The organism is Kribbella sp. NPDC056345 (assembly GCF_042262745.1).
Lineage (GTDB): Bacteria > Actinomycetota > Actinomycetes > Propionibacteriales > Kribbellaceae > Kribbella.
Map to the genome: position 1 here is coordinate 139519 of NZ_JBHJQQ010000009.1, position 16355 is coordinate 155873.

The window sequence follows — 16355 nt, forward strand, 5'->3', positions numbered from 1 at the left end:
TGGTCAGGCGGCGTTCGTGCGCGCTGTCTTCTTCTTCGCGCGGGCCTTCCGGCTCGTCTGCGCCGGCTGCCGCCGCACTGGAGGCTTCTCGTCACCCGTAGGCAGGCTGACGCCGGGCTCGTCACCCGCGGACTCCTGCACAGCTTCCTGCCGCGGCTCGCGGATGACCTCGCGGCGCGGAGGCGGCTCGACCAGGTGCCGCGACACTGCCACCGGCTCAACCACCGGCTCCGGCTCAACCACCGGCTCGGGGTCGACGTACTCGACGTACGGCGCGGGCCGCTCTGCGAGCAGCTGCGAGACCAGCGGCTCGGGCTCGGCCTCAGGCTCGGTGCCCAGCAGGCTGAGCGCCACCGAGACGTCCTCGACCGCGCACCGCACCTCGTAGTACGACGGCGTGATCACCTCGACCGGCGGTGCGTCCGGCCGGTTCCGCACGAGTCCCTGGAAGAGCCCCCACATCGCGCCGACCAGGACGCCGTACACGAATCCCCACAGCAACACCGAGAACGCGGTCAGCGTCGTCTCGGCCACCAGCGTGACGAAGACTCCGCTCAGCACTCCGAGCAGCGCACCCGCGCCGGCACTCAGCAGAGTCCGCCGGACCACCGGCACCGCAGCCTGTCTGCGCGACAGCCGCAGCTCGGCGCCGACCACCTCCAGGCTTCGTGAGTCCATCCCGTAACTGCGCAGATAGCCGACTGTCTGCTGAGCATCCGCAAAGGTGCTCACCGAAGCGACGACACTGCTGGGGACGACGACGGACGCCTGGTCGGGCACCATACCAACTCCTCCGAAAAATGCTGCTCTGTAAGGGGTTCCTCCCCACTAGTACCAGACGGCCGAAATCCTCAAACGGTTGACGAGCCAGATGACAGTCACGCAACAACTGTCCTTCAGCCGGCCATCACCCGATCGTCACCCGCAGGATCCGATCGTCGCCGTCTCGGCTCTCGCCACGCCCGTCGGTGTTGGACGTCGTGACCCACAACGATCCGTCCGGCGCGACCTCCACCGTCCGCAACCGCCCGTACTCCCCGACGAAGAACGCCTGCGGCTCACCGACCCGCTTGCCACCCGCGACCGGGATCGCCCACAACCGTTCACCCCGCAACGAGGCCATGAACACGTGCCCCTGCGCAAACGCTGCCCCACTCGGCGAAGCCTCACTCGTCTTCCACTGGGCGATCGGGTCGACCATCCCGTCCAGCCCTTCGGCGCCCTCAGCCGCCGGCCACCCGTAGTTCGCCCCGGGCGTGACCGCGTTCAGCTCGTCCCACGTGTTCTGCCCGAACTCGGCGGCGTACAGCTGACTCCCGTCGAACGCGAGCCCCTGCACATTCCGATGCCCCTTGCTGATCCACATCCGGCCACCGGGGTTCCCCGGCGCGGCCTTGCCCTCGGTCGTGATCCGCAGGACCTTCCCGCCCAGTGAGTCGTCGTTCTGCGAGTTCGGCCGGTCGCCACCGTCGCCGGTCCCGGCGTACAGGAACCCGTCCGGGCCGAATCGCAACCGCCCGCCGTTGTGGATCGCGGCCTGCGGAATCCCCTCGAGGATCACCTGCTGCTCCGACAGCCGCCCGTCCTTGTACGTCAACCGGGCAATCCGGTTGTCGCTACTGGTCGAGTAATACGCATACACGTACGGCGCTTTCGGATCGACCGCGAGCCCCAGTAGCCCACCCTCGGACGAGGCATCGACCCCGTCCACGGTCCCGACCTCGGTCGCCTTCCCGTCGGCAACCCGCTTCACCTTCCCGGAGTCGCGCTCAGCCACCAGCGCACTCTTGTCCGGGAGGAACGCCAACCCCCACGGGATCTGGATCCCGCTCACAACCGTCGACGCCACCGTCAGTTTGACCTGACTACCGGTCGCCGGAGCCCCCGACGTACCGGAGGGGCTGGGCGCCGGCGCCGCACCCCCTTCAGAACACCCGACCACCAAGGCCAACGCAGCCACCGTCGCCACAACCCGTCCAACCACGCCGTCTCCTCAGCTAGCAGGTCCCCCCAAGCTATCGCCCAACCCCAGCCTGCACCGCCGGGACGACCCGACTCGCAATCAACTCCAGCGACCGCATCGCCGCCGCGTGCGACATCGTCGGCAACCGCATCCAGTGCGCGAACTCCACGAACTGCGTCTCCGCGTGCAGCGCGATCAACTTCCGCGCCACCTCCTCCGGCGTACCGACCAAGTAGTCCTCCCGCCGCAGCACGGGCGGCTCGTTCCCGCCGTACGACGCGATCTCACCCTCCAGATAGGCAATCCCCGGCGCCGCGTCGGACCACGCCCGGTCCGCGTCCTCATCGACGTGCATGATCCCCGTGCAAACCAGTGGCGGGACCTCCGTGAGTACCTCCTCCATCAACCGCCGCCGAGCCACAAAATCCTTCGGCGTAGCGCAGTAGACGATCACCCCGTCCCCAACCCGCGCCGCCCGCGTGAGCCCGGCGCCCGTCACCCCAGCCACGAGAATCGGTACGGCGTTCGCCGGCCGCGGAGTCACCCCCAGTTCACCGGCCCACGCCTGCCGAATCACCCCCACCCCCTCCTCCAGCAACCGCCCTCGCCGCCGCCGATCCACCCCGAACACCTCGAACTCCCGCTCCGCGTACCCCTGCCCCACCCCCAGCACGAACCGCCCACCCGACACGCGATCCAGTACGGCGACCTCCTCCGCCACCAGCACCGGATGCCGAAGCGGCAGCACCAGCACGTTCGTCCCCACCCGGATCCGCTCGGTCCGCCCCAGCAGAACCCCCGCCATCACCAACGGCGAAGGCAGCACCCCGTCCCCCGACAGATGATGCTCAGACAACCAAGCCGCCCCGAACCCCAGCCCGTCAGCAACCACCACCTCCTCCACGACTGCCCCATACCCGTCCCCCCGAACATCCACCAGCACCCCGAACTCAACACCCATCCCCCCACCGTCACCCGCGACCCGCGTCCAGATCCAATGCCAATCCCCACCAACCTTCATGCACCCCCGACATCAGACGCGCTCCGGCGCACTTGGCGTACAGTCCCGCCACAGCAACTACTACCCGTCCTTCTGTACGCGGGACGTTCGAGTAGTGTCCAGCCATGCAACACGCCTTCCCGCACCAGGCGCCCCGCGTCCAGTCCTCACGAAAGCGGCTCAGCATGGCAGGCCTCATCGTCGGAGGTGTGCTGCTTGTCCTGGCCGTCCTCATCCTGGTCCTGCTGGCGGCTCTCTTCGTCCTCGGCGGAGGAGGCGACGGCGAGAGGTTCGCCGTGGTCATTCGAGGCTTCGTCACGACGAGCGCCGTGGTCGGCGCCGTCGGCCTCGCCAGCCTCGTGTTCGGTCTCATCACGAGGAAATGATGCGCGGCCGGTCAGACGGTCAGGTTGTGAGGTGTACCGATCGGAAGCCAGCTCAGGCTGTACGTGACGCCGCCTGGGTCAGCGCCCAGTCGAGGACCTCGTCGGCGATTCGTTCCCAACCGTGCTGCGCGGGCAGCAGGTGGGCGTAGCCCTCGTACTGCTTCACCTCGGTGACGGTGTCGGACTTGTAGTGCTTCGCGTTGGAGCGTTGGATCTCCGGCGGCATGATGTGGTCTTCGGAGCCGGAGACGAACAGCAGCGGTGCCCGGGCATCGTTGTGGTAGTCGACCCAGGTGTCCTGGTGACCAGGCTGGAAGTTGGCCAGCACGCTGCCCCACAGGATGCCGCCGTTGGCCGGGATGGCGTACCGGTCGTAGAGGGCTCGCGACTCCTCGTCGGTGAAGGTGTTCGTGAAGGCGTACTTCCACTGCTCGAACGACAGCGGCACCGCCTTGTGCCGGTTGGCCGGACTCTTCAGGACCGGGAACGTCGACTTGACCTGGGACAGTGGTACGACGCGGACGCCCTCGGTGGGTGCGGAGTTCATCGCCACTCCCGCCGCGCCGAAGCCGTGGTCGAGCAGGATCTGGGTGAACGCGCCGCCGGCGGAGTGGCCGATGATGATCGGCGGCGCCGGGAGTTCGCGGATCACCGCCTCGTAGTGCTCGATGATCTCCGGAACCGTCACCTTGAGGATCGGGGTCGGGTCGGCGTTGAGGGCCTCCACCTCGACCTCGAAGCCGGGATAGCCGGGCGCGAGCACCCGGAATCCGCGCTGCTCGTAGTGCGTGATCCAGTGCTCCCAGCTGCGGGGCGTGACCCAGAAGCCGTGGACCAGAACGAGGGTGTCCGGACTCATGTTCATCTCTCCTTCTCGTTCAGGAACGAGAGCAGGTCGTTGCCGAGCTGCACTTTGTGGGTGTCGGTGATGCCGTGCGGAGCACCTGGGTACGTGATCAGCCGGGCGCCCTTGATCCGCTCGGCCGAGGCCTTGCCCCCGACGGTGAAGGGCACGACCTGGTCGTCGTCCCCGTGGATGACCAGCGTCGGTACGTCGATCGTGTCGAGGTCGGCGCGGAAGTCCGTGGCGGAGAACGCGGCGATGCACTCGTAGGCGCTGCGGTGCCCCGACGCCATGCTCTGCAGCCAGAACGCGTCCCTGATTCCTGCCGAGACGCTCGCGCCGTCGCGGTTGTTGCCGAAGAAGGGCCCGTCGGCCAGGTCGTGGTAGAGCTGCGAGCGGTCGGCGAGGGAACCGGCGCGGATCTCGTCGAACACCTCGATCGGTACGCCGTCCGGGTTGTCGCCGGTCTTGAGCATGAACGGCGGGACGGCGGACACGAGTACCACCTGCGCGACCCGTCCGGTGCCGTGCCGGCCGAGGTACCGGGCCACCTCACCACCGCCGGTCGAGAAGCCGACCAGGGTCGCGTCGCGCAGGTCGAGGGTGTCGATGACCGCGGCGAGATCGTCGGCGTAGGTGTCCATCTCGTTGCCGTCCCACGTCTGGGTGGAGCGGCCGTGGCCGCGGCGGTCGTGCGCGACGACGCGATAGCCGTTGGATGCCAGGAACAGTGCCTGTGCCTCCCAGCTGTCGGAGTTGAGCGGCCACCCGTGGCTGAGCACGACGGGCCGGCCCGATCCCCAGTCCTTGTAGAAGATCTGCGCCTTGTCCGTGGTGCTGATGTAGGGCATCAGGAGGTCTCCTTGGAATCGATCGAGTTCAACCGGGGACGGCGATCGCTTCAGGGGGGCGCCTGTTGGTCGAAAACGTAGCTGTCCACGGCCCAGCCGCCCTAGGATGTGACTGCACGGCGCAAGGCCGTGTGTGCACAGTTCGGCCGGGTTGCGTGGGGACGGAGTGCCCGGGAGCATCGCGACGGGGGTTGCTGTGACTCTGCTGCTCGACACGGCCGCATTGAGGCCGCAGGACCGTTCAGAGGCGTTCTATGCGGCCATGATGTCCGCCAGTGTGCCGTCGCGGGTGGAGCATGAAGACCCCCAGGGTGATGTGCATGCCCGGATGGACTTCTGGCAGCTCGGTGCGCCGGACCTGTTCCGCAACGAGGGTTCCGGCATCCGGCTTGTGCGCACGCCGAAGCACGTCCGGATCGGAGCCCCGGAAAGACTCGCCCTCGCCGTTCACGTGATCGGGACCGGTCTGTTCAGTCAGGCAGGATTCGGCCAACGCGTTCACACCGGCGAACTGATGCTGGTCGACCTGACAGCGCCGTACGAGTTCGCCTGGCGCGGCCATGGCGCCTCCCAGGCCTTCCAGATCGACTATGCGGACCTCGGGCTCAGCGTCGAAACTGTCCGTGCAGCAGCCCAGCGGCTCCGCAACAGCCCCCTGTACGACCTGGTGCTGCACCACCTCACGACACTGCCATCCGTCAGCAACGCTCTCCAAGGCACGCAGTCGGCGGCGATGCTCGGCGCAGCGACAACCCAACTGGTCCGTGCGCTGCTGACCTCCGCCGCCGAGGACGACAAGCAACACCTCGCGATGGCCGACGTCCTCTTCGCCCGGATCACCTGGTACGCCCGCCAGCACCTGGCCGATCCGGACCTCACGCCGGCCAGGATCGCGGCGGCGCACAACATCTCCCTGCGGTACCTGTACAAGCTGTACGCCAAGCACCACCTGAGTCTCGAGCAGTGGCTCATCGGCGAGCGCCTGGAACGTGCCGGCCGGGATCTCGCTTCGCCGGCGCACAGGCACCGATCGATAGCGGCGATCGCCGCCCGGTGGGGATTCCTCGACTCCGGTCACTTCGCCCGACGCTTCCGCCGAGCGCACGGCATGACACCACGGGAATGGCGTCACCTGCACCAGGCGCCCGATCGAGATGGGTGATGGTCAGCTGAGCCAGGTTGGCCGCAGCGGGAAGTGGGCGTTCGCGGCGTCGTCGAGTTTCACGGCGAGGAACTGGTGGAGTTGGGTGTTGTTGCGTTCGAAGCCGACTCTGCAGGCGGCCAGGTAGAGGCCCCAGATCTTCGCGGTGGCGGGGCCGACCTCCGCTACGGCCTCGTCCCAGTGCGACTCCAGATTGCCGGACCAGGCTGCGAGGGTGAGGGCGTAGTGCTCGCGGAGGTTTTCGGCGTGGCGGACTTCGAAGCCGGCGTCCTGGGCTTCGGCGATGATGCGGCCGGAGCCGATGAGTTCGCCGTCGGGGAAGATGTAGCGGTCGATGAAGGCGCCGGTGGAGCGGTAGCGGTTGTCGGGGCGGGTGATGCTGTGGTTGAGGAGGCGGCCGCCGGGGCGGAGGCGGTCCAGGAGGAAGCCGAAGTACGCCGGGTAGTTGCGGACGCCGATGTGTTCGGTGAGGCCGATGGAGCTGATGGCGTCGAAGCCGCGTTCGGGGACGTCGCGGTAGTCGAGGTAGCGGACTTCGGCGCGGTCCTCCAGGCCGTCACGTTTGATGGCCTCAGCGGCCCACTCCGCCTGGGCTGCGGACAACGTGACGCCTAGCGCGGTGACGCCGTACTCGCGGGCTGCGTGGCGGACCATGCCGCCCCACCCGCAGCCGACGTCCAGCAACCGCATGCCGGGCTTCAGGTCGAGCTTGCGGGCGACCAGGTCGTACTTCTCGTACTGCGCTTCTTCCAGAGTGGAATCGGGCGTCGGATAGACGGCGCAGGTGTAGGTCATCGAGGGTCCGAGGATGAGCTCGTAGAACCTGTTCGACACGTCATAGTGATGGTGGATCGCTACCTTGTCCCGCAGGCGGGAGTGGCGCAGGCCCTCGAAGGTACGGCGCCATTTGGGGAGGTGTTCTTGAGGTGGGGGAGGCGGCGGCTTCAGGTGGGACCAGCCGAGGCCTCGGACGATGCGGAGCGCCTCGGTGGTGGTGGGGCGCTCGAAGTGGACCTGGTTGAGCATCATCCGCAGGAACTCGTACGGGTTCCCCGGATGGACACCGGTGATCTCGAGGTCGCCCATGACATAGGCGCGGACGAGGCCGAGGTCGCCGGGAGCCGTCAGGACGTAGGACAGGCCGCGTTCGTTCGCCAGGTGCATGTGGATCGGCGAATCCGCGGGGCCGGTTGCACTGCCGTCGTACGCCGTGAAGCGGAAGGGGAGGCCTTCCGGGGTCACGGTGGTCAGGGCTTCTGCGATCGATACCTGTGTTGCGAGCGTCGTCATCGGCGCGTCACCGCCTTTTCGTAGAGCCCGGTGAGCCGGGCGTCGGGGTCGTAGCGTTGTTTCACCTCAGTCAGGGCCGGGACGTTGTACAGGCGGTCAAAGGTGTCTCGGTCGTAGTAGGCGTCGGAGTAGAGCGATTTGTGGCCACCGAAGCGGGCGACCGCGTCCTCGATCGCACGGTTGACGTCACCGTCGACGGTGCCGGGTGCGATCGGCACGGTGCCCCAGAAGCCGACGTTCACGTAGGTCTCGCCGGGTGCCAAGGGATACAGCGGCCAACTCGACGATCCACGGAGTCGGAGCGGGCACAGCCAGACCGGCCGCATCCCGACCTCAGCGTCGAACCACCGAAGGAACTCGGCCAGCCGCGCCACCGGAATCTCAACATCCTGTACGACGCGCTCGCGCGGCGCCTGACCGCGGCGCTGACTGATCCGGGCAGCAATGTGATGCCGGTTCTCGAAGCCGACGAGCTTGTGGAACACGTCGCTGCGCCGCCACCGCTTCGGCCAGAGGCGCCGTACCCATGGGTTCTGTGCACCGAAGGCGGCGGAGCACCAGAACCAGTCGGTGTCCCACCGCCACAGGTAGTCGTGCGCGGTGAGGAAGTCGGTCTGTCGTTGCCGGATCGACCGGTAGTAGATCTGCTGGCCGGTGTAGTCGCTCGTCCTGACCGCGGCGTCGCTGTTGCGGCCGAGCGTCAGATAGGCCTCGGAAGGGCTGAAGGCGACGCCGTCGACGAAGTGCACCGGTTCGCCGTCATACATGCCGGAGGCAACGATCTCGGCGATCACCGGGGCCAGTTCGTCCAATGAGACCCGCACGTGGCGGAGGGCGACGTACGGCGAGATGCGGTCGAGCGAAATCCGCAGCCGGGTGGCGTAGCCGAGCGTGCCGTAGGAGTTCGGGAACATCCGGAAGAGGTCGTCACCAGGCCGTGCGGTCACGAGCTCACCGGCGCCGGTCAGGATGTCCATCTCCAGCACGGATTCATGCGGCAGCCCGGCACGGAACGACGAGGACTCGATGCCGAGCCCAGTGACTGCGCCGCCCAGCGTGATGGTCTTGAGCTGCGGGACCACCATCGGCGTCAGCCCGTGCGGCAGGGTCGCCGCGACCAGGTCCTCGTAGGTACACATGCCCTGTACGTCGGCCGTCCGCGCGACCGGATCGACGCTGATCACGCCGGTCAGCCCGGAGACGTCCAGGCCGGGCGTGTCGAGCTCGGTGCGCGGGCGGAACAGGTTCGAACTGCGCTTCGCCAGCCGCACGGGCTCACCGACCGGAATGCGCTCGTACGACGTGCGCAGCCGGCCTACCGCCAAATCGTGCGCGAGCGCATCCGATGTCGAAGGCACCTAATCAGAGTACGACGGTGGTTCGGGCGCCGCACGGGACTTCTGTCACGCCTGCTGACGCAAACTGTCCGGGGCGGCGAGTAGGTTTTCCTCATGGGTGATCTGGTGAGGGCGTGGCTGCCGTGGGAGGACTCCGAGCGGGTCCTCGGTGGGGTGCCGGACGGCGTGGCGGCGCAGGACGGGCCGGAGGGGGCCGAGTTCTACGTGCCGCCGTACATGGGGGCTGTGGACCTGCCTGCGGTGTTCGCGGCGATGCCTTCGCTGAAGGTCGTGCAGCTGCAAACTGCGGGCTACGAGGCTGTGCTGCCGCATCTGCCCGAGGGCGTCACGCTGTGCAACGCCCGCGGGGTCCACGACGCCTCGACGGCTGAATTGGCGGTCGGGCTGATCCTGGCGTCGTACCGGCGGATTCCGAGCGCGGTGCGCAACCAGGACCGCGGGCATTGGCCGGCCGACAACTACGCCCGGATGGACGACTCGCTTGCCGACCGGACTGTGTTGATCGTGGGGTACGGGTCGATCGGTGAGGCGCTGGAGCGGCGGCTGGCCGGGTTCGAGTGTGAGGTGATCCGGGTGGCCAGGCGGCCGCGGGATGGCGTCCACCCGACGACCGATCTGCCGGAGCTGCTGCCGCGCGCGGACGTCGTCGTACTGCTGACACCGGCAACCGACGAGACGCGAGGCATGGTCGATGCGAAGTTCCTCGCCCGGCTCAAGGACGGCGCACTGCTCGTGAATGTCGCTCGTGGGGTGATCGTCGACACCGATGCGCTGGTGGCTGAGCTGGGGACCGGGCGCATCTCGGCCGCCCTCGACGTCACCGATCCCGAGCCGTTGCCGTCCGGTCATCCACTGTGGTCTGCTCCGAATGTGCTGATCAACCCGCATCGCGGGGGTGCCTCGACGGCGTTCGAGCCGCGGGTCGCCCGGTTGGTGCGGGCGCAGCTGGAGCGTTTTACGCACGGAGAAGCACTCGTCAATGTGGTGGCGGGGCCGCCACGCTAGTTCGTCGATCCACAGGAGGACAACGATGTCCGAGGCCGTACTGCTGATCGGGACCAAGAAGGGGCTCTGGATCGGCCGCAGTGACGCTGCGCGCCGGGAGTGGAGACTCGACGGGCCCGCGTTCGAGATGCAGGGCGTGTACGCCGTGGGCATCGACACACGCGGTGAGCGACCACGACTCTTCGTCGGCGGGACCAGTGAGCACTGGGGGCCGGCCGTCTTCCACTCCGACGATCTCGGGCAGACGTGGGACGAGCCGGCGGAGGGTTCGATCGGGTTCCCGGCCGGGACCGATGCGTCGCTGGAGCGGGTCTGGCAGATCCAGCCGGCACCGGCCGCCCAGCCCGGCGTCGTGTACGCCGGGAGCCAGCCGTCGGCCCTGTGGAAGTCCGTCGACGGGGGAGTGACGTTCGAGCTCGTCCGCGGTCTGTGGGACCACCCGCATCGGGAGCAGTGGGGTGCGGGCTTCGGCGGTCAGGCCGTCCACACCGTGCTGCCGCATTCGACCGATCCCGCGCGTATGAGTGTCGCGATGTCGACCGGTGGGGTGTACCGGACGACCGACGGTGGTTCTTCGTGGTCCCCGGCCAACCACGGGATCAAGGCGTACTTCCTGCCCGACCCGGATCCCGAGTTCGGTCAGTGTGTGCACAAGCTGGCGGCGCATCCCGACGTACCGGAGCGGATGTTCGCGCAGAACCACCATGGGGTGTACCGGTCCGACGACGGTGGTGAGATCTGGAAGAGCATCGCGGACGGATTGCCGTCGGACTTCGGCTTCCCGATCGCGGTGCACCCACACGAGCCCGACACCGTTTACGTCTTCCCATTGGTGGCCGACGGCAACCGAATCCCCACCGACGCCACCTGTCGCGTCTACCGCTCCCGCGACGCCGGTGCGACCTGGGAGCCGCTGACCAACGGTCTGCCCGATGTCTCTTACGTGCCGGTCCTCCGCGACGCGTTGACCACCGATGCCGCCGAATCGGCCGGCGTCTATGTCGGCACCCGCGACGGCTGCGTCTACGCGAGCGCCGATGCAGGTGACACTTGGACAGAGGTCGCCAGCCACCTTCCCGACGTACTCACCCTGCGCGCCGCGGTGATCTGACGGTGATCACGCTCAAGCTCCCACCCGTGCTCCGCCCCTTCGCGGGCGGAGCCGAGCAGGTCGAAGTCGAAGCCACCACCGTCGGCGACGCCCTAGCCGCCACCCAGCCGGCGCTCCGCCGCCGCCTCACCGACGAGCAAGGAGCAGTCCGCCGGCACGTCAACATCTACCTGGGCTCCGACAACATCCGCGACCTCGACGGCCCCGACACCCCACTCACCGACGGCGCCGAACTCCTCATCCTCCCCAGCGTCGCCGGCGGCTAACGTCAGCCGCCAGTCCACTCATCAACCTCAAGTAGACCCACTCTCCGATGCTGTCACGCGCCACCAGTCCTTCGCGTCGGTCGCTTCACCGGACCAGAATTCCAGGAGGTCTCCCGGTGCCAGTCCCAGGGCTCGTTCGATCTCGCCGGGGGTGAGGCTGCGCAGGGAGTCGGACAGCGACCGGGTGAGGTCGAGCCAGTAGCCACGCAGCGTGGATTCGCTCACGAACAGTTGCTTGGCGATCTGGGCGTAGGTCAGTCCGCGGGCACGGCCATGGAGGAGCTGGCGCTGGCGGTCGCTGAGCAGGGTGATGCAGTCGCGCCGGACGAGAACCTCGAGGATCCCGACAACGGACTGCGGTACGGCGGCGCCACCGGCGGCGACCTCGAGGATGAGTTGCTCGGCCCGGCGGGTGGGCAGCGCCTTGGACACGACCCCGCTCGCACCCGCCGCGATGCACGCCGCAAGGACGAAACGGCGCTCCTCCTGGCTGTAGACACAGACCCGGTAGCCCCGTCCTGTCAGCGCGCGGATCGCGGCGATGCCCTGCCGGACGTCGGGCTGCTGTTCGAGGTTCGCCAGGTGCAGGTCGAGCAGGACTACCTCTACCACGGGGCGACGGCGTACCAGTTCCTCCACGGTCGAGACCGCGGCGACGACGTCGAGACGAGGCATCAGCAGGCCGATCGACTCGCGGATCAGCGAGGCGTCATCGACGACCGCCACCGTGGGCCTCATGCGGTGCCCGAGGAGGCGTCTCGGTCCGCACGAACGGCGGCCGGCTCAAGGCCGGATGAGATCGTCACTGTCGTCCCCTCGTCCACTGCGGATTCGATCTCGACGGCGAGCCCCCGCTGCTGCAGTTCGCCCATCACGACCTCGCGCAGGCCGACCCCGGCGATCACCGACGCCGGGTCGAACCCGACGCCGTCGTCGCGCAGGGTCAGTGTCCAGTTTCCGTTGCTGCCCTGGTCGAGGTGGACCACGACCCCATCTGCCTGGGCGTGCATGCGGACGTTGAGCAGCAGGCTCTCGAGCGCGCGCTCGAGAGCCTCTGCGTCCGCGGTGCGAAGTTTCAGGTCGGCGCCGAGGTCGAGCAAGGCATCGACGTTCAAGTCGGCGAACCGGTCGCAGACCTGCTTGATCATCGCGGCGAGCGCGACGGAGGGGTTGGCACCGGCCGCTGATGGCGCGGCGGCCGCATCCGCGTCCGGCGCCCGGCCACGCAAGTAGGAGCGCATCCGCCGCAGTTCGACCTCAGCCTGGTCGATGAGCCGGGAGCGTGCGGCGCCGGTCCCCGGCTCGGTGAGCAGGCGCATGAGCGCGACGCCGTTGTGCATCATCACCTGGGCGCGTCGTTCCTCCTCGCGTCGGGCCAACTCCGCGGCGCGAGCACGCGAGGCGTCGGCATCGTGCGCTATCCGGAGCATGTATCCGAAGAACACGTGCGCGACCAGCCCGTACAGCACGAAGGTCAGAACGTTGCCGATGGCGGTCGAAATCATGTCCCCTTCGATCTCACCGCTGAGATACACCAGGTAGCAGCCGATGGTGCCGAGGACGCCACCCACCCAGACAGTGCGGCTGCGGACACCGCTGGCCGTGATGATGACCGACAGTACGTAGCCCGGCTGGAACGAGTGCCAGGTGCCGAGGCGTTCCCCCGGCGCCAGGACCAGCGGCCCCAGCACGAGCAACACGCAGGCCAGCGCGAAGTCCGCCGCGGCGGCCGCTGCGCCCAGTGGGCGGCGGCGCACGAGCGTCACCGCACTGACCGTGACGGCCGCGCAGGCCGCGGCTGCCCAGCACGCGAGGTAGGTGACTCCATCCGGAGCCGTCGCTACGCCGATGGGCAGCGCCGGGATCATTTGCGCGATCGTGCCCAGGCGGACCGCTGCGATGAAGTACGAGAACAGCCGCTCGACACCGGCCTCGGTGGTCGGTAGTTCCGCGACCCGCCACCACCCGTTCCGACCGCTCATGGTCCTCCTCGGGTGAAGGACGTCCCCGGGCCGGGAAAAGTTCGCGGATTCGTTGGGTCACAGGTAATCAACCAACCGCGACGATCAGGGTACTTCAGTGCACGGTGCTGGAGATCACCAGGTTTTCCGAGAGGACACAAGAGATGCGAAGAGTCCTGGCCCCACTCGCTTCGCTGGCGGTCGCCGCCAGCCTGATGGCGGTCGTGGTGGCTCCGGCCCAGTCGGCCGCCGCCAGTGAGAACACCGAGGGCAACGCAGCGATTTTCGGTGTGGCGGTGCGCGCCACACCGGCGTCGACGGGCACGTTGCAGGTGACCGGGACGAGCGGTGCCGCACTGGCTCTGGATGCCGCAACGATGCAGGATCTGTCCACGCATGCCAAGTCGAGCGGGCAGGAGTTGTCGGCTCTCGTCGCGGCGCACCAAGGCATCCACGAGTTCAGCGCGTACACCACCCGGCTGGAGGAGACCAGCCCGGACACGTTCGTGCGGGCCGGCCTGCCTGCCCCGGGTGAGGCGCCCGGCAACTGGATCCAGTTCACCGCGAAGCCGAGCGCCGAGGTCATTGCGGAGCTGGCGCGCCTGCCGAGGAACACCGAGGTCCGGTACGGTGCGCCGGCCAGCTCGAAGGAGCTGGCCGACCTGGCCGACAAGCTCACCGCGGCCTTGGCGGCGCGCTCCGACGTCATCCGGTCTGCGCGGACCCGCTACGACCACGAGCAAGGCGTGCTGCGTCTTCAGTACGCGCCCGTCGGCGGCGCCCAGCTGAGCGCGCTCGACTCGGTCTTCCGGACGGCGCTGACCGCGGGCACCATCGAGGGACAGCTGCCCATCGACGTTGTGCTCGAGCGCAAGGATGCCCCTGCCCGGGTCCCCGAGGCGGTCGTCGAAGGCGGGCGGGCACTCACCTGGTCGAACAGGGCCCACTGCACCGCCGGATTCACTGCAGTCCGCGCCGGCGCCAAGGGTGTGCTGACCGCGCGGCACTGCAACAACGTCCTTGAGTACAGAAACGTCGCGGGGATCATCAGCACCAACCCGACCCAGACCGCGAGTACCACGATTGATCTCCAGTTCCACCGCACCAACAGTGGTCACTCGACGAACAGGCAGTTCCGGGCGACCGGCAGGACTGCAGACGGAGACCGGACGGTGCTGGAAGTAGCCAACGCACCGATCAACTCGACTGTGTGCCATTGGGGCGAGACCACCACGTGGAGCTGCTCCAGCGTCGCCGATACCGACATCTGCGACGGGTCCGGCAGCGATCGAGCCTGCGGTCTGGATGTCACCGATGACGATGTCTCGGCCGGCGGTGACAGCGGCGGCCCGTGGTTCTTCGGGGCCACAGCCCGGGGCATCCACAACGGCGCCGCTGATGGTGCGGCAAGCTACTTCACCCGGATCAGTCGGGTGCACCAGCACCTCAATGCCACTGTCTTGCAGAACTAGCTGAGGTTGCTTCGGCACACCGGGTACTACAGATACCCGGTGTGCCAAGGCGGTCCATGCCTTGTAGCGTCCGGGGTGTGCAGGGCGAACTGACTGTGGTGAGCGGAACGCCGGGGGCCGGGAAGTCGACGGTCGCCGCGTTACTTGCGTCGGAGGCCGACCGGCCGACTGTGCACCTGGTGACGGACCAGTTCTTCGCGGCGATCCAGACCGGCCACATCCCGCCGTACCGGCCGGAGGCTTCCCAGCAGAACGATGTCGTCGTGGACGCCTACGTGGCCGCGGCCGCGACGTATGCACGTGGCGGGTACGACGTCGTCGTCGACGGTGTTGTCGGGCCGTATTACGTGCCTCGGTTCCGGGCGGCCGCGCTGAACGACGGCTTGGTTCTGTCGTACGTCGTACTGCGGCCGGCACTCGAGGAAACCATTGCCCGCGCGCAGACCCGCGGTCCCGAATCGCTCCGTGACGAAGGCGCCATCAGCCATATGTACGGCGCCTTCGCCGAGCTGGGCCCGCTGGAGCACCACGCCCTCGACACCACCGACCAGTCAGCGGCTGCTACAGCGGAGGTTGTCCGTCGCGGGGTCGCTGCCGGCATCTACCGGCTGCACTGATAGCGGTCAGTGGCGGAAGAGGCGGACGTTGGTGGGGGACCAGGTGATGCCGTGGGTGGTGCAGGCGGCGGCTACTTGGTCGGAGCGGATGGAGCCGGCGGGTTCGGCGATGTGGGTGACGCCGAAACGGGCTGCCTCTTCGACATTGTCGGGGAAGGGGAGAGCGCCGTCGGAGACCATGGATACCCCGGTCAGACGCGTGGTGGAGCGGCGGGACCACCACCCGGCGGCCTTCTGACCAGCCAGGCGGGTGCAGTCGACGCGGGACTGCTGGCCGGCGCCGATGCCGATGGCCATGCCGTCCTTCAGGAGGGCGACGGTGTTGGACTGGGTGTAGCGGACGACGATGAGGCCGAGCAGGAGATCGCGGGCCGCGGAGTCCGGCAGGTCAGGGGACAACAGGTCGCGGGTCAACGGCAGGGAGTCGCGTTCCTGGGTCAACCGGAGACCGTACAGCTCACGCACCTCCTCACGCGGAGGCTCGAACACCGGATCCGCCTCCAGCACCAAGTACGTGCCGCGCTTCTTCGCCGCCAGCACCTCGACCACACCAGGCGCGTAGCCCGGCGCGATGATCCCGTCGCTCACGACGCCCTTCAACACAGCGGCCAGCTCAGCGTCCACGGGATGCGAGACCGCCACGAAATCGCCGTACGACGACTTGGGGTCGGCGTCCCGGGCGCGCCGGTACGCGTCAGCGACCGACGTACCGAGGGCTGCGCCGGCCGGGGAGACATGCTTGTACGACGCCGCTGCAGGCGCCCCGAAAACAAGAGCGACCTCCCGGACCAGCTGCCAGCCGGTGAGGGCGTCGAGCACGTTGACATACGACGGACTGCCCGCCACCACGGTGAAGGGTGCGGCCGAGCCGACGGCTGTCATCGAAGCGGCCTGGTGTGGATTCATCCCATAACGCATGAGCACCTCCGGAAGGAGGCGCCCAGGCGGACGACGCCACGTAGCTGTCCGCTCCCCGGTGGTGACCCACCCTCGCCAGTCGCGGTAGGGCACAGGCTATTGCAGGAAGGTGCAATTCCGAACCAGAGAGGTCGGAGGAGTCTTACCATCC

17 protein-coding genes and 1 riboswitch are annotated in these 16355 nt (G+C 68.1%); of the genes, 7 read left to right on the forward strand and 10 right to left on the reverse strand.

Annotated elements, in window-relative coordinates:
- Positions 1-3: 3 nt before the first annotated feature.
- From ACFCV3_RS29640 to ACFCV3_RS29650, 3 genes are all read right to left on the reverse strand, one after another.
- Complete coding sequence (locus tag ACFCV3_RS29640) at positions 4-783, reverse strand: hypothetical protein (protein WP_376035378.1); 780 nt, start codon at positions 781-783, stop codon at positions 4-6.
- 124 nt (positions 784-907) lie between these two features.
- On the reverse strand, positions 908-1984 hold the full coding sequence (locus ACFCV3_RS29645) for a PQQ-dependent sugar dehydrogenase (protein ID WP_376035380.1): 1077 nt from the start codon (positions 1982-1984) through the stop codon (positions 908-910).
- A 31-nt stretch (positions 1985-2015) separates the two neighbouring features.
- Positions 2016-2924 (reverse strand): LLM class flavin-dependent oxidoreductase, encoded by a 909-nt coding sequence (locus tag ACFCV3_RS29650; RefSeq protein WP_376035382.1) that lies wholly within the window; start codon positions 2922-2924, stop codon positions 2016-2018.
- A gap of 164 nt (positions 2925-3088) precedes the next feature.
- Here ACFCV3_RS29650 and ACFCV3_RS29655 point away from each other — a divergent pair, with 164 nt between their 5' ends.
- Entirely contained in the window at positions 3089-3349 is a 261-nt protein-coding gene (locus ACFCV3_RS29655) for a hypothetical protein (protein WP_376035384.1), read from the forward strand.
- 52 nt (positions 3350-3401) lie between these two features.
- On the opposite strand, the gene ACFCV3_RS29660 is transcribed toward ACFCV3_RS29655, so the two are convergent.
- Entirely contained in the window at positions 3402-4208 is an 807-nt protein-coding gene (locus ACFCV3_RS29660) for an alpha/beta hydrolase (protein WP_376035386.1), read from the reverse strand.
- 2 nt (positions 4209-4210) lie between these two features.
- On the reverse strand, positions 4211-5044 hold the full coding sequence (locus tag ACFCV3_RS29665; RefSeq protein ID WP_376035388.1) for an alpha/beta fold hydrolase: 834 nt from the start codon (positions 5042-5044) through the stop codon (positions 4211-4213).
- A gap of 196 nt (positions 5045-5240) precedes the next feature.
- On the opposite strand from ACFCV3_RS29665, the gene ACFCV3_RS29670 reads away from it, so the two are divergent.
- Positions 5241-6206 (forward strand): helix-turn-helix domain-containing protein, encoded by a 966-nt coding sequence (locus ACFCV3_RS29670; protein ID WP_376035390.1) that lies wholly within the window; start codon positions 5241-5243, stop codon positions 6204-6206.
- A 3-nt stretch (positions 6207-6209) separates the two neighbouring features.
- Here ACFCV3_RS29670 and ACFCV3_RS29675 read toward each other — a convergent pair whose 3' ends face one another.
- Positions 6210-7496, reverse strand: a complete 1287-nt coding sequence (locus ACFCV3_RS29675; protein WP_376035392.1) for a class I SAM-dependent methyltransferase — start codon at positions 7494-7496, stop codon at positions 6210-6212.
- A complete protein-coding gene (locus ACFCV3_RS29680) occupies positions 7493-8854 on the reverse strand; it encodes an FAD-binding oxidoreductase (RefSeq protein ID WP_376035394.1) in 1362 nt (453 codons plus the stop codon). Before ACFCV3_RS29680 ends, ACFCV3_RS29675 begins: the two co-directional genes overlap by 4 nt.
- A 93-nt stretch (positions 8855-8947) precedes the next feature.
- On the opposite strand from ACFCV3_RS29680, the gene ACFCV3_RS29685 reads away from it, so the two are divergent.
- Genes ACFCV3_RS29685 through ACFCV3_RS29695 form a run of 3 tightly spaced genes read left to right on the forward strand, consistent with a single transcriptional unit; the run spans position 8948 to position 11236 of the window.
- Positions 8948-9859, forward strand: coding sequence for a 2-hydroxyacid dehydrogenase (locus ACFCV3_RS29685; RefSeq protein WP_376035396.1), 912 nt, complete (start codon positions 8948-8950; stop codon positions 9857-9859).
- A gap of 25 nt (positions 9860-9884) precedes the next feature.
- On the forward strand, positions 9885-10970 hold the full coding sequence (locus ACFCV3_RS29690; RefSeq protein ID WP_376035398.1) for a WD40/YVTN/BNR-like repeat-containing protein: 1086 nt from the start codon (positions 9885-9887) through the stop codon (positions 10968-10970).
- Positions 10971-10972: 2 nt separating this feature from the next.
- Positions 10973-11236, forward strand: a complete 264-nt coding sequence (locus ACFCV3_RS29695) for a MoaD/ThiS family protein (protein ID WP_376035400.1) — start codon at positions 10973-10975, stop codon at positions 11234-11236.
- A 27-nt stretch (positions 11237-11263) separates the two neighbouring features.
- Here the strand turns inward: ACFCV3_RS29695 and ACFCV3_RS29700 are convergent, their stop codons facing one another.
- Together ACFCV3_RS29700 and ACFCV3_RS29705 are read right to left on the reverse strand one after the other, a co-directional pair.
- A complete protein-coding gene (locus ACFCV3_RS29700) occupies positions 11264-11962 on the reverse strand; it encodes a LuxR C-terminal-related transcriptional regulator (protein ID WP_376035402.1) in 699 nt (232 codons plus the stop codon).
- A gap of 8 nt (positions 11963-11970) precedes the next feature.
- A complete protein-coding gene (locus tag ACFCV3_RS29705; RefSeq protein ID WP_376035404.1) occupies positions 11971-13218 on the reverse strand; it encodes an ATP-binding protein in 1248 nt (415 codons plus the stop codon).
- Between the two features lie 143 nt (positions 13219-13361).
- Between ACFCV3_RS29705 and ACFCV3_RS29710 the strand changes: the two genes are divergently transcribed.
- A complete protein-coding gene (locus tag ACFCV3_RS29710; protein ID WP_376035406.1) occupies positions 13362-14669 on the forward strand; it encodes a S1 family peptidase in 1308 nt (435 codons plus the stop codon).
- Between the two features lie 77 nt (positions 14670-14746).
- Complete coding sequence (locus ACFCV3_RS29715) at positions 14747-15286, forward strand: AAA family ATPase (protein WP_376035408.1); 540 nt, start codon at positions 14747-14749, stop codon at positions 15284-15286.
- Positions 15287-15292: 6 nt separating this feature from the next.
- Here ACFCV3_RS29715 and ACFCV3_RS29720 read toward each other — a convergent pair whose 3' ends face one another.
- Complete coding sequence (locus ACFCV3_RS29720; protein ID WP_376035410.1) at positions 15293-16204, reverse strand: 5-aminoimidazole-4-carboxamide ribonucleotide transformylase; 912 nt, start codon at positions 16202-16204, stop codon at positions 15293-15295.
- A gap of 13 nt (positions 16205-16217) precedes the next feature.
- A riboswitch (ZMP/ZTP riboswitch) is annotated at positions 16218-16297 on the reverse strand.
- Positions 16298-16355 lie beyond the last annotated feature (58 nt).

What these genes read in the sequence shown, in the direction of transcription:
- ACFCV3_RS29665 (WP_376035388.1), bottom strand. Translation starts at nt 5,044, where the DNA reads ATGCCCTACATCAGCACCACGGACAAGGCGCAGATCTTCTACAAGGAC.
- ACFCV3_RS29655 (WP_376035384.1), top strand. Translation starts at nt 3,089, where the DNA reads ATGCAACACGCCTTCCCGCACCAGGCGCCCCGCGTCCAGTCCTCACGA.
- ACFCV3_RS29640 (WP_376035378.1), bottom strand. Translation starts at nt 783, where the DNA reads ATGGTGCCCGACCAGGCGTCCGTCGTCGTCCCCAGCAGTGTCGTCGCT.
- ACFCV3_RS29710 (WP_376035406.1), top strand. Translation starts at nt 13,362, where the DNA reads ATGCGAAGAGTCCTGGCCCCACTCGCTTCGCTGGCGGTCGCCGCCAGC.
- ACFCV3_RS29720 (WP_376035410.1), bottom strand. Translation starts at nt 16,204, where the DNA reads ATGCGTTATGGGATGAATCCACACCAGGCCGCTTCGATGACAGCCGTC.
- ACFCV3_RS29685 (WP_376035396.1), top strand. Translation starts at nt 8,948, where the DNA reads ATGGGTGATCTGGTGAGGGCGTGGCTGCCGTGGGAGGACTCCGAGCGG.
- ACFCV3_RS29650 (WP_376035382.1), bottom strand. Translation starts at nt 2,924, where the DNA reads ATGGGTGTTGAGTTCGGGGTGCTGGTGGATGTTCGGGGGGACGGGTAT.
- ACFCV3_RS29660 (WP_376035386.1), bottom strand. Translation starts at nt 4,208, where the DNA reads ATGAGTCCGGACACCCTCGTTCTGGTCCACGGCTTCTGGGTCACGCCC.
- ACFCV3_RS29675 (WP_376035392.1), bottom strand. Translation starts at nt 7,496, where the DNA reads ATGACGACGCTCGCAACACAGGTATCGATCGCAGAAGCCCTGACCACC.
- ACFCV3_RS29705 (WP_376035404.1), bottom strand. Translation starts at nt 13,218, where the DNA reads ATGAGCGGTCGGAACGGGTGGTGGCGGGTCGCGGAACTACCGACCACC.
- ACFCV3_RS29690 (WP_376035398.1), top strand. Translation starts at nt 9,885, where the DNA reads ATGTCCGAGGCCGTACTGCTGATCGGGACCAAGAAGGGGCTCTGGATC.